This is a genomic window from Aequorivita soesokkakensis (assembly GCF_001641085.1).
Classification (GTDB): Bacteria; Bacteroidota; Bacteroidia; order Flavobacteriales; family Flavobacteriaceae; genus Aequorivita; species Aequorivita soesokkakensis.
Genome location: NZ_LXIE01000023.1, coordinates 109,057 through 124,768, shown reverse-complemented (window position 1 = coordinate 124,768; position 15,712 = coordinate 109,057). Strand labels below are relative to the sequence as shown.

The 15,712-nt window shown below is 39.6% G+C and carries 12 protein-coding genes; 4 read left to right on the top strand and 8 right to left on the bottom strand.

Annotation, left to right across the window (positions count from 1 at the left end):
* Positions 1 to 56: 56 nt before the first annotated feature.
* Positions 57 to 3,413: a transcription-repair coupling factor gene (mfd, locus tag A7A78_RS09160; protein ID WP_068762157.1), complete on the bottom strand. Its 3,357-nt coding sequence runs from the start codon at positions 3,411 to 3,413 to the stop codon at positions 57 to 59.
* A 61-nt stretch (positions 3,414 to 3,474) separates the two neighbouring features.
* Between mfd and A7A78_RS09155 the strand changes: the two genes are divergently transcribed.
* Positions 3,475 to 4,869 carry a dihydrolipoyl dehydrogenase family protein gene (locus A7A78_RS09155; protein WP_341271721.1) on the top strand — a complete coding sequence of 465 codons (1,395 nt, stop codon included), beginning with the start codon at positions 3,475 to 3,477 and terminating at the stop codon, positions 4,867 to 4,869.
* A gap of 36 nt (positions 4,870 to 4,905) precedes the next feature.
* Here A7A78_RS09155 and A7A78_RS09150 read toward each other — a convergent pair whose 3' ends face one another.
* The 6 genes from A7A78_RS09150 to A7A78_RS09125 all read right to left on the bottom strand — a co-directional run bounded on the left by A7A78_RS09150 (position 4,906) and on the right by A7A78_RS09125 (position 12,209).
* Entirely contained in the window at positions 4,906 to 5,709 is an 804-nt protein-coding gene (locus tag A7A78_RS09150; RefSeq protein ID WP_068762276.1) for a hypothetical protein, read from the bottom strand.
* Positions 5,710 to 5,740: 31 nt separating this feature from the next.
* Positions 5,741 to 6,391: a ligase-associated DNA damage response endonuclease PdeM gene (pdeM, locus tag A7A78_RS09145; RefSeq protein WP_068762155.1), complete on the bottom strand. Its 651-nt coding sequence runs from the start codon at positions 6,389 to 6,391 to the stop codon at positions 5,741 to 5,743.
* A gap of 88 nt (positions 6,392 to 6,479) precedes the next feature.
* Positions 6,480 to 7,103: a peptidylprolyl isomerase gene (locus tag A7A78_RS15330; RefSeq protein ID WP_068762154.1), complete on the bottom strand. Its 624-nt coding sequence runs from the start codon at positions 7,101 to 7,103 to the stop codon at positions 6,480 to 6,482.
* A gap of 31 nt (positions 7,104 to 7,134) precedes the next feature.
* Complete coding sequence (locus A7A78_RS09135; protein WP_068762153.1) at positions 7,135 to 9,594, bottom strand: ligase-associated DNA damage response DEXH box helicase; 2,460 nt, start codon at positions 9,592 to 9,594, stop codon at positions 7,135 to 7,137.
* On the bottom strand, positions 9,591 to 11,183 hold the full coding sequence (locus A7A78_RS09130; RefSeq protein WP_068762152.1) for an ATP-dependent DNA ligase: 1,593 nt from the start codon (positions 11,181 to 11,183) through the stop codon (positions 9,591 to 9,593). Before A7A78_RS09130 ends, A7A78_RS09135 begins: the two co-directional genes overlap by 4 nt.
* A gap of 3 nt (positions 11,184 to 11,186) precedes the next feature.
* The gene (locus A7A78_RS09125) at positions 11,187 to 12,209 is read right to left on the bottom strand and encodes a ligase-associated DNA damage response exonuclease (protein WP_068762151.1); all 1,023 of its coding nucleotides are present in this window, start codon (positions 12,207 to 12,209) and stop codon (positions 11,187 to 11,189) included.
* A gap of 165 nt (positions 12,210 to 12,374) precedes the next feature.
* On the opposite strand from A7A78_RS09125, the gene A7A78_RS09120 reads away from it, so the two are divergent.
* Entirely contained in the window at positions 12,375 to 12,803 is a 429-nt protein-coding gene (locus A7A78_RS09120) for a tellurite resistance TerB family protein (RefSeq protein ID WP_068762150.1), read from the top strand.
* Positions 12,804 to 12,850: 47 nt separating this feature from the next.
* Here A7A78_RS09120 and fbp read toward each other — a convergent pair whose 3' ends face one another.
* Positions 12,851 to 13,858 carry a class 1 fructose-bisphosphatase gene (gene fbp / locus A7A78_RS09115; protein ID WP_068762149.1) on the bottom strand — a complete coding sequence of 336 codons (1,008 nt, stop codon included), beginning with the start codon at positions 13,856 to 13,858 and terminating at the stop codon, positions 12,851 to 12,853.
* A gap of 89 nt (positions 13,859 to 13,947) precedes the next feature.
* Between fbp and A7A78_RS09110 the strand changes: the two genes are divergently transcribed.
* The gene (locus A7A78_RS09110) at positions 13,948 to 14,418 is read left to right on the top strand and encodes a GNAT family N-acetyltransferase (RefSeq protein WP_068762148.1); all 471 of its coding nucleotides are present in this window, start codon (positions 13,948 to 13,950) and stop codon (positions 14,416 to 14,418) included.
* Positions 14,419 to 14,431: 13 nt separating this feature from the next.
* Positions 14,432 to 15,691: an aspartate kinase gene (locus A7A78_RS09105; RefSeq protein ID WP_068762147.1), complete on the top strand. Its 1,260-nt coding sequence runs from the start codon at positions 14,432 to 14,434 to the stop codon at positions 15,689 to 15,691.
* The last annotated feature ends 21 nt before the right edge of the window (positions 15,692 to 15,712 follow it).

Genomic DNA, 15,712 nt, shown 5'->3' with positions numbered 1-15,712 from the left:
TATTTTCAAGTGAATTTCACCCGACATTTACCCGACATTCGTTGATTTTAAAGGGGTTATTCGCTACAGGGCTCCAAAGCCCGAAGCGCTTTGTCAACAGAAGAAATACCTTCAAAAGTAAGCAACAACCGCAAGCCATTTCGGGTCTGTTTTTCCTTCATCGTTACTTTTTGTGGATGGCTTTGTACATATTGCAGCACTTTGGTAAAAGCTGCGCTTTGGTAAAAAGCACTCTGCTGGTCTGCCACAAAATAACCGACCATTTTTTTCTGTTTCATCACAAGGCGTTCAAGGCCCATTGAAATTGCAATCCATTTTATGCGAACGCTGTTCAGCAAATCTTCCGCTTCTTTTGGCATTTTTCCAAAACGATCCAGCAATTCTTTTTCAAATTTCTGAAGCTCAGCTTCGGTTTTCAACTCGTTAAGCTTAGTGTACAGATTGAGCCTTTCGGTAATATTGTTTACGTAATCATCTGGGAACAACAATTCGAAATCGGTGTCGATGGTCATTTCTTTTACGAAATTCTTCTTCGGCCCTTCCGTTTCTTCATAAAGGTTTTTGAATTCCTTTTCTTTCAGTTCCTCAATGGCTTCGGAAAGGATTTTTTGATAAGTTTCAAAACCTATTTCGTTAATAAACCCGCTCTGTTCGCCCCCCAATAAATCGCCTGCGCCACGGATTTCCAAATCCTTCATCGCAATGTTGATACCGCTTCCCAATTCTGAAAATTGTTCCAAAGCAGTGATCCTTTTTCGGGCTTCATCCGTCATCGCAGAATATTCCGGCGTGATGAAATAACAGAACGCTTTTTTGTTGCTCCGGCCCACGCGACCGCGCATTTGGTGCAAATCGGAAAGCCCGAAATTATTGGCGTTGTTGATGAAAATGGTATTCGCATTCGGAACGTCCAGTCCACTTTCAATGATGGTTGTGGAAACAAGAACGTCGAATTCATTGTTCATAAATCGAAGCATTAAATCCTCCAATTTCTTTCCGTCCATTTGCCCGTGACCAATACCTATTTTCGCATCGGGCACCAATCGCTGGAGCATTCCGGCGACTTCTTTTATATTTTCAATCCGGTTGTGAACAAAGAAAACTTGTCCGCCGCGCGAAATTTCATAGCGAACGGCATCGCGAATGCTTTCTTCCCCAAAACGAATGACGTGCGTTTCTACCGGATAACGGTTTGGCGGCGGCGTTGTAATTACCGAAAGGTCGCGCGCGGCCATCAAACTGAACTGCAACGTACGCGGAATGGGCGTCGCGGTTAACGTCAACGTATCCACATTTTCTTTGATAGTTTTGAGCTTGTCTTTTACGGCTACACCAAATTTTTGTTCCTCGTCAATAATCAAAAGTCCCAAATCCTTGAACTCTACCGATTTGTTAACCAATTGGTGTGTGCCGATTACAATATCGAGTTTGCCGTTTTTCAATTCCTCCAAAACGGTTTTTCGCTCTTTAGCTGTGCGGAAACGGTTTAGATAATCAACTTTTACTGGCATATCAGCCAAACGTTCGGAAAAAGTTTTAAAATGCTGAAAGGCCAAAATCGTGGTTGGGACCAAAACTGCGACCTGCTTTCCGTTGTCCACCGCTTTAAAAGCCGCGCGAATGGCGACTTCCGTCTTTCCGAATCCTACGTCGCCACAGACCAATCGGTCCATCGGACGTTCGTTTTCCATATCTTTTTTTACGTCTTCGGTCGCGGTGCTTTGGTCGGGCGTGTCTTCGTAAATAAAGGACGATTCCAATTCTGCCTGTAAATAACTGTCCGGATCGAATGCGAAACCTTTCAAGGTGCGACGTTTCGCATATAATTCAATTAAATTGAAAGCGATTTCCTTTACGCGGGTCTTGGTTTTTTGCTTCAGTTTTTTCCACGCATCGCTGCCCAATTTGTAGATTTTGGGCTCTTTTCCATCCTTGCCATTGTATTTTGAAATCTTGTGCAGCGAATGGATGCTAAGGTACAAAATATCGCGTTCGCCGTAAAAAAGTTTGATGGCTTCCTGCATTTTCCCTTCCACTTCAATTTTCTGCAAGCCGCCAAATTTCCCGATGCCATGGTCAATGTGGGTAACGTAATCACCCACTTCCAGATTGGTGATTTCCTTTAATGTAATTGCCTGCTTTTTGGCGTAACCGTTTTTCAGTTGAAATTTGTGGTATCGTTCAAAAATTTGATGATCGGTGTAGCAAACAATTTTTAAATCGTCATCAATAAACCCCTGAAAGAGTGGAAATACAACGGCTTCAAACTGCTCAACATTTTGCTGGGCATCTTCAAAAATATCGTGAAAGCGTTTTGCCTGTTGTTCGCTGCTGCAGAAAATGTAGTTTTTATAGCCTTTTTCGGTATTCTCATTCAGATTTTCAATCAGCAAATTGAATTGTTTGTTGAATGAAGGTTGGGGTTTGGTTGAAAACGAAAGCCCACCCCCAGCCCCTACCGAGGGGAGGGGAGTTTTGTTATTTTTTAAATGAACCGTTGTAAATTCGGAAAGTTGAGCTTTCAATAATTCCGAAGTACAGAACAATTCCGAAGGTTTTGCGCGTTTTATTTCAGAATCGATTGCATTAAAAGCTTCAGTTGCTTTTTTGAAAAGGTTATCAATTGCGCTACTAAAAAGTTCTTCATTTTTTAGAAAAACCACGGTTTTGGATGCGATATATTTCAGAAAACTTTCACGGTTTTCATCCACCATTTTGTTTTCCACATTTGGAATGATGGAAACTTTTTTAACCTGTTCCAAAGAAAGCTGTGTTTCCACATCAAAGGTCCGAATACTGTCAACCTCATCGCCAAAAAATTCAATTCGGTACGGTTCGTCATTGCTGAAACTAAATACATCCAAAATTCCACCCCGCACTGAAAATTCGCCCGGTTCGGTAACAAAATCAGTGCGTTTGAAGCGGTACTCAAATAAAACCTCGTTTACAAAATCGATGGAAAGTTGGTCGTTTACTGCAATTTTCAGGGTGTTTCGCTCTAATTCCTTTCGAGTAACCACTTTCTCAAAAAGTGCTTCGGGATAGGTAACAATCAACGCCGGTTTTTTTCTGGAATTTATTCGGTTTAAAACCTCGCTTCGCAACAAAACATTGGCGTTATCAGTCTCTTCAATTTGATAGGGACGCCGATAACTTCCAGGATAGAAAAGCACATTTTGGTCGCCCAAAAGATTTTCGAGATCGTTTAAATGATAGGCAGCTTCTTCTTTATCATTAAAAATTAAAAGAAAAGGCAATTCCGAAGTAGAAAAAGTTTCAGCAATTACAAGTGAAAGCGATGAGCCAACGAGGCCAGAAACTTGAATTTTATTTTCGGATGAAGCAATAGAATCCCGCAGTTTTCGTGTTTGCGAAGACCGTGAATATAGCGAAGTAACGAGTGTTTTGCTCATCGGGACGGCAAAGATAGTACGCTTTATTATTTTTCAAACTGCAAAATTCAACTTTATCATTTTGCTAACACAAATAACTTGGGCGTTTCTCTATTTTCGGTTTATGGCTATAAAAGAATACGATGTTTTTGTAATAGGAACCGGAACCGCCGGAAAAACTGTGGCGTTTGATTGCGCTGCGGAAGGAATGAAAGTGGCGATTGCCGACAACCGCGAATTTGGCGGAACCTGCCCAAATAGAGGCTGCGACCCGAAAAAAGTTTTGGTGGGAATTACTGAAGCGATGCAGCTTTCAGAAAATTTAAAGGGAAAGGGAATCGTTTCCGTTCCAAAAATAAGTTGGAAAGATCTTCAAAAATTTAAATCAACTTTTACCGATGCTGTGCCTGCTTCCACTGAAAAGAAATTGAAGGAAGCCGGAATTGAAATGTTTCACCAATCGCCCAAATTTTTGGATGAAAATACACTTTCGGTAGAGGGAAAAACGGTGAAAGCGAAGAAAATTGTAATCGCTACCGGGCAAAAACCGATGGAACTGAAAATTCCCGGAAGGGAACATTTAATGATTAGTGATGATTTTTTGGAATTGGAAGAACTGCCCGAAAGCATTGTCTTTGTTGGCGCGGGTTATATCGGGATGGAGTTTGCGCATATTGCCGCGCGCTGCGGCGCAAAAGTTACGGTAATTGAGTTTGAGGATCGTCCGCTCGGGCCTTTTGAAGCCGATATCGTTTCGCACCTCACAAAAGCTTCGGAAGAACTTGGGATTGAATTTATTTTCAACGCAAAAGTTTCCGAGGTGGAAAAACTTCAGAAAAACTTTCGTGTTTCTTATGAAAAGAATGGTAAAATCGAATCCGTTGTCGCCCGAATGGTTTTCAATACCGCCGGCCGCGTGCCATCCATCGACGACCTGGATTTGGAAAAAGGAAATGTTGTTTTTGAAAAAGGCGGAATTTCGGTGAACGAATTTCTTCAGAATACAACCAATAAAAATGTGTATGCCTGTGGCGATGTTTCGGCGAGTGGGGCGATACCATTGACGCCCACTTCTTCGCAGGAAGCGCGGATTGTTTCGTTGAATATCAGAAATGGAAACCACACCAAAATGGATTTTCCACCCGTTCCCTCGGTTGTTTTTACAATCCCACAAGTTGCATCGATTGGTTTGACAGAGGAAGAAGTAAAGAAAAAGGGCTACGATTATGTGGTGGAATATAAAAGTGTTCCAAAATGGTTCAACGCAAAACGTGTAAACGAGGAGGTTTACGCATATAAAACCATTGTGGACAAAAAACGAAACATCGTTTTGGGGGCACACATTATTGCTTCCGAAGCGGGGGAAATGATCAATCTTTTCGTCCTCGCAATGTGCGGAAAACTCACCACAGAAAATATAAAAGCCATGATTTTTGCCTACCCTACTTGGGGGAATGATATTAAGGGAATGGTTTAGGTGAAATTCCAAATTTTCAAAACCCAAATTCCAAAACTACTTTTTAGAATTTAGATGTTCCTTTAATTTAATATTCGGGCTCGTCGCTCTATTTTTAAACCCGTGATAGGTACTGCTTACAAATAAAACCGCTGCAACAGCAATGGCGGCGTATGCAACTGTTTGGCTTACTTCCCAATTAGCAACAGCAATCGCTGCCAAAGCCCATGCTCCCACTAATGCAAATTCCCGCATATTTCTTCGCCAAGTAACAACCAGGTTTATTATTCCTGCAATTATAATCATTGTTACCGCCCAAGAAATTTCACTGTAACCCCAGGCGTTCCAGTCAATACTGGTTAAATATGCTGCAACATTAGCAATACTGGCAACGGTAACCCAACCGCTGTAAAAAACGAAAGGCCACCAAAGAAAAGCAATAATGGAAATTGGTGCATCCCAAAGTTCCATTCGGTTTTTGGTTACAATTTTTAAAAGTGAAAAGAGAAGTACGAAAATTGCCAAAATAGAATATTCCATAAATCCGTAGAGCCAAAAGGTAATCCACATTATATTGGCAAAGCACGAAAGTACAAACCACCAGCCTGTTTTCAGGATAAATTCATCGTCACGCACTTTTGTGAACAGGCTTCGGCTTTGATAAATTACAAATCCTAAAAGCATTAAATAAATTAGTCCCCAAATGGAGAAAGCATATCCGGCGGGTGTGAAAAGATTTCTAGAGGAATCTGAAATTTCGCCAATGGTGGTGTTATTTATTGCTCCCGTATTGGAAAGATAGTTTACGAAAACTGTTGCAACGAAAGCAATTATGTTTGCTATTTGTAGTGTTTTTTTCATAATGGCGAGGCACGAAGCCATCTTTTTAAAATTATTCTTTAATTTTCTTCGAAACACAAATAACTTCTCCCTCCACAATGGCAAAAATTTCATCTTTTTCTGAAGGATTTAAAATATGTTTTCCCGTAAAGTTACCAAAAGCTGGCAGAATAAGTTGAGTTTCAGTTTTATAAAAACACGGTAATTTTACAAATTGTCTGCCAACGCCTTTCATTCTAATTCCTGGATGAATATGGCCGGAAAAGTTGAACGTCCCTTTTATTTCTGTGGGATGATGTGTCAGTAAAAAGCCGTCCAGCAACAAATCATCAAATACTTTTACGCCCAAATCTTCGTATAAATATTGTGGAATTATGTCGTGGTTGCCAGAAATTAATATCCCTTCAGCCTTTGTGTATTCCACCCATTTTTCAAAATCCTGCCATTCCTCGTTTAATTTACTGTGGAAAAGATCGCCCAAAAAACAAATAATTTCAGGTTGAAATTGATTGCTAATCTCTGTAAGTTTTTCAAGATTTTTAAACGCCGCGTTTGCGGGAACAGGCGCTCCGTGTTTTCTGAAATGTGTCACTTTTCCCAAATGAACATCGGCAATCAATAACATTTTCTTGTCTTCCCAAAAGATAGCTCCGCTGGGGTGAAGAATAAAAAAGTTGTTTTTTATTTGAATATTTTGGATCAACTATTTGAATTTTGACAATTGTTCAATACATTTTTCGAAAGAAAAAAATTATGCAATACATTGGTAATCAGGAAACTATTTAAAAAATTTAATTTTTTTTGTTTCGTATTTGTCCCACAGTTATTATTTCAGATTTTCGATCTTCATGCGTTTTTAATATAACAAAATACCATTCTCTTGAACCTTCAACGTATTCCGCAAAAAATAAATCGTCTTTTTTGTGTGCTTTAATTGCAGACTCAAAAGAAGCAACCATTCTGCCTGAAGGAAACCAGCCTAAATCGCCTCCATTTTTTGCAGACGGATCGTCAGAATATTCTTTTGCCAATTCTGAAAAAGGAACGTTGGCCGTATATTTATTTTTGATTTCATCTCTCAAAGAATCAATTTTATTCTTTGGCATTTTACTTCCGTTCAAGTATATATAGCTTACCCTAAATTCTAATATTGAATCTTTTTGAAGCAGCTTTTCCGTAATAGTTTGTGATGCATTTTTAATTTCCCTCAATCCATTTGTATCATAATTCAAAGTTTTTGAATCATCGGGAGAATAGGTAGTTTGGATAATCATCCAATTTGGATGCGCTTTTTTTAAAGAATCTAATTGATGTAAGAAAGTTATTTTTTTTAGGGCTCTTTTTGATTCTTTTTGGGTTTGTCCAAAAGAGGTTATGCTAAAAAACGATATAATTATTATGTAGATAAACTTCATAAAGATTGATTTTTAGCAAATATAATATCCCTCATTTCATTAATTGCAATGTCATCTTTTTAATCCGATCCGCGAGTTTTTCCGAAGAAAGTTTTTCGCGAAGTCTATCCGTTATTATCGGAAAGCTGAAAGGTGTCGGCTTTTCACACTGTTTCCAAATTATTTTTTGCGAATTTATTCGTTCCAAGGCCAAGCGCAATCGTCCTTCTTCCAATTGGTGCTCAAAAGTTTCGCGGTAGGCTTGAAGGTACAAAAGATTGTCGGGCTCATAATCGCGGAACACGTCAAAAAGCAATTGGCTATTACTTTGCAAATGCTTCGTTTTAATCACTTTATTCGGGTAACCCTGAAAAACCATTCCGCTAATAACGGCAATATCACGGAATTTTCGACGCGCCAATTCCGTAGCATTCAAGCTTTTTTGGAGGTCGTCAAAAAGATATTTCGAAGAAAAAAGATTGTTGTCAATCACATTTTGAATGTCCAGAAATTGGTCGCTCAATAGTTCAAAACCATAATCGTTATACGCCAACGAAAATGTAATTGGCGATAACAAACTAATTCTATAAGCCAACAAACTGCTCATCGCTTCGTGCACAAATCGTCCTTCAAACGGATAAAAAAGTGCATGATAGCCTTCGCGGGTTTTGAAGGTTTCAATCAAAAATTCATTCTCTCCGGGGACGATACTTTCGCGTTCCTGTCTGTCAAAAATGTGGCTCAATGCTTTTAATTCCGGAGTGTTTCGTTTGTGGTCTGCCTCGCTTTGCAATTCTTCCCGAAGAATTTTACTCATTTGTGAAGAAAGTGGCAACCGCCCGCCCATAAAACTTACAACTTTCGCAGATTTTTTTGAAGACTTCCGAACTTGCGCCATCATTTGCCGAATACGAACCAATTCCAACGTTCGTCCAGCAAAAACAAAGGTATCGCCGGGTTTCATTTTACTGATGAACCATTCTTCAATCGTGCCGATAAATCCGCCGGAAACGTATTTTACGAGCATCATTGAATCGCTCACAATCGTTCCAATACTTAAGCGATGCATCATTGCAATCTGTCTGCTTTCAACTTTAAAAAGGCCTTCATCCGTAATTTCAACTTTTTTATATTCGTCGTATGCTTGCAGACTTTGGCTTCCCAAAGTGATGAAATTTAGGCACCAATTCCACTGTTCTTCCGTAATTCCTTGGAAACAAAAAGTGTTTTTTATTTCAGGGAAAATTTCCTTCGGAAAAAATCCATTGCTGATGGCGAGTGTTACCAAATACTGAATAAGCACATCGAAACTCAGCAAATACGGAATTCTATCTTCAACAACTTCTTCTTTTACAGCTCTTTTTAATGCTGAAGCTTCCACCAATTCCAACGCGTGCGTGGGCAAAAAATAAATCACCGAAGGCTCTCCCGGACGGTGATTGCTTCGGCCGGCGCGTTGCAGAAATTTTGCAATACCTTTGGGTCCGCCAATTTGAATTATGGTTTCCACAGGCGCAAAATCTACTCCCAAATCTAAACTCGAAGTTGCCACAACCGCCGTTAACGATTCGTTGCGAATTGCTTGCTCTACCCAAAGTCGTGTTTCTTTCCCAATACTGCCGTGGTGCATCGCAATTTCGCCAGCAAATTCAGGGTGTTTCTCTAAAATTTTCTGAAACCAAATTTCGCACTGTCCGCGTGTATTTGTAAAAATAAGCGTGGTTTTACTGTTGTTAATTATAGGAATTATTTCTTCCAAAAGATGCAATCCCAAATGTCCGCGCCACGGAAATGTTTCCATTTTTTTTGGAATTATCGAGCGGACTTCGATTTTCGACTTTTGTTTGGATTTAATTAAGACTGCATTTTTTCTGAATTCAGAATCCATTCCTAAAAGAACATCCTGCGCTTCCTCCAAATTGCCAATTGTTGCAGAAATACCCCAAATCCGAATTTTTGGTGAAACCGTTTTTAATCTTGAAAGTGCAAGTTCCATTTGCACGCCGCGCTTGCTTCCCAATAGTTCGTGCCATTCATCAACCACAATTGCGGTCAACGTTTTGAAAGTTTTATCATACCCTTTTGAAGCCAATAAAAGCATTAAACTTTCAGGGGTTGTAATCAACAAATCTGGCATTTGGCGTTTTTGTTTTGCGCGTTCACTTTGCGAAGTATCACCTGTGCGTATTCCAACAGTCAAACCTGTTCCCAAATCATCCGCAAAACGTTGTGCTGCTTGTTGAATTTCTACGGAAAGTGCGCGCAAAGGCGTTATCCAAATAGCTTTTAAACCTTTGGTATGCTTCGTTTTATAATCAGGATTTTCCTTTAAATATTGAAGAACAATTGGAACCCAAAGTGCATACGTTTTTCCGCTTCCGGTTGGCGCGTTTAAAAGTCCGTGTTTGCCATCTAGAAAGGCCTTCCACGTTTTTTGTTGGAAGGGGAATGACTTCCATTTTTTTGATTGAAACCAATCTTCGGCTATTGAAATTAGTTCAGATTGTTTCATTTTGGGATTAGCGCTTTTAAATCATCAAGTGTATTTGCTTCGGCAATTGGCTTATCTTTTCTCCAACGAAGAATCCGCGGAAAACGTGTTGCGATTCCACTTTTGTGACGACTACTTTCCGCGATTCCCTCGAAAGCGATTTCAAAAACGTGTTGCGGAGTTACACTTCGCACTGGGCCGAAACGTTCCAAAGTATTTCGTTTTATCCATGCATCCACTTGCCGGAATTCGGCATCCGTCAAACCGGAATATGCTTTTGCAAATGTGACCAATTCGCCCTCGTCCCAAAGCGCAAAAGTGTAATCTGTATAAAGATTTGCGCGTCTTCCGTGGCCGCGCATGGCATAAGTTAACACTGCGTCGATTGTGAAGGGGTCGATTTTCCACTTCCACCAATCGCCTTTTTTTCTTCCGACTAAATATGGGGAATCCTTTCGTTTTAACATCAAGCCTTCGCTTCGTTTTTCTCGGGAAAGGTCGCGTTCTGCCGCGGCTTGTTCCCAAGTTTCGAAATTCATTGTTTCACTTAAATAGATTCCTATTTCTTCGGAATTGATTTTTTGAATCATTTCATCCAAAATCTTTCTTCTTTCTGAAAATGGTTTTTGCCGAATATCCTCACCATTCCATTCCAGCAAATCATAAGCATTCAGAATTACAGGCGTTTTTTGTAAAAGTGCTTTTGAAATATTTTTGCGTCCAATTCTGGTTTGAAGTGTGTTGAAATTTTGAATTTCGCCTTCGCCAAAAGGCAAAATTTCCCCATCTATTACAGTTCCATTGGGAATCACTTTTAGAAAATCCTGAAACTCTGGATATTTATCGGTCACCAATTCTTCCCCACGCGACCACACAAAAACCTCATCATTTCTGATAATAACCTGACTTCGGATTCCATCCCATTTGTGCTCAAAACTCCAATTTGAAATCGGGCCTAAATCCTCTTGAAAATTATCCTCGACCGCATAAGCCAAATAAAATGGATATGGTTTGCTGAGATAATCTTCCTCGTTTTGTTCTAAAATCAGTTTTTTATACGTTGTTTTTTCCGGCGTCCAATCGCCCATTAATTTATATGCGAGAATATCTTCATCAATTCCTGTAGCTTTTGAAAGCGCGCGCGTCATTAACTTTTGGCTTACGCCAATTCTAAAACTTCCGGTAAGGATTTTATTGAAAACGAAACGTTCAAAATAATTAAGCGCCAACCAATTGTCGTGCAGATATTTCTTTTTTTCTTCTTCGGGCAGTGTTCGCAATTCAATAATTTCCGAAACAAATTCTGAAAGCGACTTTTCGGAATGTGCTGACGAAGTTGGTAAAATGAGTGCAATCGTTTCTGCCAAATCGCCCACAATGTGATAACTTTCCTCAAAAAGCCAAAGCGGAATTCCGCTGATTTCCGTAGCCCAAAGTCGTAAAAGCGTTGTATTTACAGGTCTTTTTGGTCGGCGATGTGAAAGAATGGCGATTGTCCAAAGTTTATCTGCATCGTTCGCATTTTGAAAATATGCGGTGAGCGCCGCAACCTTTTCATTGGTTTTGTTGGTGCTATCGAGCTTTTTTATGAGTTGGGCAAAATCTTTCACAGCTTAATCCTCATTTTCAATTTTCTTATCAATTTCGGCACTTTCTTCTTCGTATTGGGTTTTTTCGGTTCGGGCGTCGTAGCCCAATTCTTCCCTTAAATAGCGCGCAAAAATATCTGTATATCCATGGGTGGCGATTACTTTTTCGCAACCTGTGGCTTTAATTGCGGAAAGCAGGCCTTCCCAATCTGCGTGGTCGCTTAAAACAAATCCGCGGTCGATTGCCCGTCTTCTTCGTGCGCCACGAAAGGTCATCCAACCGCTCGCTGAAGCTGTTACAAAAGGCACAAAGCGTCTAATCCAAGTGCTTCCGTGGGCGCTCGGTGGGGCAACAATTATGTTTCCTTTTATTTCTTCTTTGGAAGTATCGCGCGTAATTAAAGTAGTTTCGGGTAGTTTATAATTTTCCCTAACTACTTCCGTCATATTTTCAACGGCGCCGTGGGTGTAAATTTTTCCGATGGAAGTGTCCAAATGTTTCAGTAACCGCTGGGCTTTTCCCAAACTATAACCAAAAAGAATCGAAGTTCTACCTTCACTTTTATTGGTTGCCCACCAATTGTTTATATCCTTGAAGACTTCCGCTTGCGGCTCCCATTTAAAAGCTGGTAAACCGAAGGTGCATTCTGTTATAAAAGTGTGGCATTTTACCGGTTCGTAAATTTCAGCCAAGCCGTCGTCTTCGGTTTTAAAATCGCCAGTAAAAACCCAAACTTCCCCTTTATATTCCACGCGAACTTGAGAAGAAGCAATAATATGACCCGCGGGATGCAGTGAAAATTTCACTCCATTTATAGTAAATGTCTCGTTCCAAACTTTGCCTGTTACTGAAATTTCACCCAAACGATGTTTAATGATAGGAACATTGTTGGTTTGGGTAATATAGTGCTTATGCCCCCACCGACTATGATCGGCGTGGCCGTGGGTGACAATGCATTTATCCACAGGGCGCCATGCATCAATGTAAACATCGGCTTTTTCACAATAAATTCCTTTTTCGTTAAAGACGAGCAGTGGTTGTTTCATTTTTCTTTCAGTAGCAGTTTAAAAATAAGAAAAGGTTGCTTCGCTTGGGTTTCAATTAAGAAAAGTTTAGGTTGAAATGGTTTCAAAAGAAAATGGTGAAAAACTTGAACAGATTGCTTCGCTTTGCTCGCAATTCGTTTTATATTTGCACAATAAAACCAAATTATGTCATTTACAGATTTATTCGAAAGTGGGGAGCATTCCCGAAATTTAGGGCACTTTGCATCTATTGCAAATATTGCTTCGGTTGATGGAGAAATTAACAGTGAAGAAGAAAAAATGTTAAAACGTTTTGCCCGTAAACTGGATATAGAAGAAGACGAATACAATGAAGTTTTGAAAAATCCAGGAAAATACCCAATCAATCCTCCCAATGATTCCGAAAGACGTTTAGAGCGCATTCACGATCTTTTCGAAATGATTTTTGCAGATCACGAAATTGATGATCACGAACGTTTTTTGATTGAAAGATATGCCATCGGCCTAGGTTACTCTGCTGAGATTGCGCAAGATTTGATAAAAAGATCTATTGCAATATACAGTGGCGGCTTAAGCCTGGAAGATTACCGTTATTTGCTTAACAGAAAAGAGTAGTTTTTTTAAAAGAAATTAGAAACCCGATGTGAAAGCTTCGGGTTTTTTTATTTAGCACTAGCCATAAATTCCTCTGCTTTTTCAACCATTTTTTTACTTCCAGTGAAAAAGGGAACACGCTGGTGCAATGAAGTTGGCTGAATTTCCAAAATTCTTTGAAAACCATTACTGGCCTTTCCTCCCGCCTGTTCAGCAATCATCGCCATCGGGTTACATTCATACAAAAGGCGAAGTTTTCCATTCGGATCTTTTGATGTATTTGGGTAAATATAAATTCCACCTTTTATCATATTTCTGTGGAAATCAGAAACCAAAGACCCTATGTATCGCGAAGTATATGGGCGATCCTCTTCTTCTTTTTGGCAGTATTTAATATAATCTTTTACGCCTTGCGGAAAGTGAACATAATTGCCTTCATTCACAGAATAAATATTTCCATTTTCAGGAAATCTCATGTTTGGATGTGAAAGATAGTATGTACCGATAGCTGGGTTCAGCGTAAAACCGTTTACCCCATGGCCCGTTGTATAAACTATCATTGTTGAAGTTCCATAAACAATATACCCAGCAGCAACCTGATTGATGCCCGGTTGAAGAAAATCTTCAATTGTAACAGGAGTTCCGGAAGGTGTTATTCTTCTGTAAATTGAAAAAATGGTGCCCACGGAAACATTTACGTCAATATTTGAGGAACCATCCAAAGGATCCATCAAAACCACATATTTGTTATCGTTCTTCTCGTTTCTGCCTTTGATTGTGATAAAATCGTCTTCCTCTTCACTGGCAATTCCGCAGACAATTTCACGATTTGTAAGTGTATTAATAAAAACTTCATTTGCAAAAACGTCCAGCTTTTGTTGGTCTTCACCCTGCACGTTCATATCGCCCGCAGCGCCTAAAATATCTACCAGTCCAGCTTTATTCACTTTATGGTTTACCACTTTTGCCGCCAAACGGATGGAATTGATAAGCCGCGACAGTTCTCCGGAAGAGTATTTGAATTCGCTTTGATTTTCAATTATAAACTCGCCGAGGGATTGATTTATTTTTGCCATTGGGTTGAAGATATCCTGAATTTGTGGCAAATATCGGGATTTTTAAGAAATTGAACCGATATTTGCAATTCTAATTAATTTTCAGAAAGATGAAGGTACGTGAAGCGCTAAAAAAGGACATGCCACAAGTTTTAGAACTTATAAAAGAACTTGCCATTTTTGAAAAAGAACCTGATGCAGTTGAAGTTACCGTGCAGGATTTAGAAAGGGAAGGTTTTGGTGAGAATCCACTGTTTACCTGTTTTGTTGCAGAACTTGACGATGAGATTGTTGGTGCGGCATTGGTATATTTCCGCTTTTCAACCTGGAAAGGAAGAACACTTCATTTGGAAGATTTAATTGTTAAAGAAGCCAAACGCGGCAAGGGAATTGGCGAAGCACTGTATAAAAAAGTGATGCAATTTGCTTTCGATCGGGGTTTAAAACGGGTTGCTTGGGATGTGCTGGATTGGAATACTGGTGCAATTCGCTTCTACGAACGTAGCGGCGCCAATGTTTTAAGCACATGGCGTGTTGTCCATATGGACGAAAAAAGTCTGAAAAATTATATAAATTCATAAAAAAATAGTCTGAATGAAAATATTCAAATTCGGAGGAGCTTCAATAAAAGATGCGGACGGCGTAAAAAATGTTTCTGAAGTACTGAAAATAACCAACCAAAAAAATCTGGTAATCGTAGTTTCAGCGATGGGAAAAACTACCAATTTACTTGAGAAAGTGGTTGCAGAATACCTAAATGACAATCGCAATAAATGCAAGGAATTCGTTTCCGAATTTAAAGAATATCACCTTGAAATTTTAGAAGGTCTTTTTGAAAATAGGAATCATCCTGTTTATGAAGATGTTTCAAAACTGTTTGGGAAAATGGCTTCATTTTTAGATGTCAACAAATCCAAAAATCACGCTTTTTTATACGACCAAGTGGTGAGTTTTGGTGAATTGGTTTCCAGCACAATTGTTTCCGCATATCTTTCAGAAATTGGTTTGAAAAATGAATTTTTGGACGTTCGCAAATGCATCAAAACCGATGCTAATTACCGCGATGCAAGTGTAGATTGGGAAGCAACCCAGAAAAAAATTCAGAAAAAAGTAAGTGCGAACGGTATCACAATTACACAAGGGTTTTTGGGTTCAGAAACCACGAATAATTTCACCACAACCCTTGGCCGCGAGGGAAGTGACTATACGGCGGCGATTTTTGCATATTGTTTAAATGCTGAAAGCGTAACCATTTGGAAAGACGTTCCCGGCGTGCTGAATGCAGATCCGCGTTACTTTACACAAACTATGCTCCTGAACCACATAAGCTATCGGGAGGCAATTGAGCTTGCATTTTATGGCGCATCGGTAATTCACCCAAAAACGCTTCAACCTTTACAGCGAAAGGAAATTCCTCTTTTCGTGAAATCATTTTTAAATCCGACAGCGCCCGGAACCTGTGTGGGCAAAGGCGTAACGCTGGATCCGCAGACTTCCTGTTTTATTCTGAAAAAGGATTTGGTGCTTATTTCACTTTCGTCTTTAGACTTTTCGTTTATGATGGAAGACAATATTGGCGACGTGTTCAAATGGCTTCACAAGCACAAAATGAAGGTTGAAATGATACAGAATTCAGCCATTAGTTTTTCGGTCTGCGTTAACGACAAGTTCAACAATTTAGAGGCATTGCTTGCAAAGCTTCGCGAGAAATTCAGTGTAAAATGGAACGAAAACGTTACGCTCTACACCATTCGGCATTTTAACACTGCTGAAATAAAGGCACTTGCGGAAAATAAAAACGTGCTTTTAAAGCAGGAAAGCAAGGAGACGGTACAGCTCGTAATTAAGGAATAGTATCAATCGGTTTCGTTATAT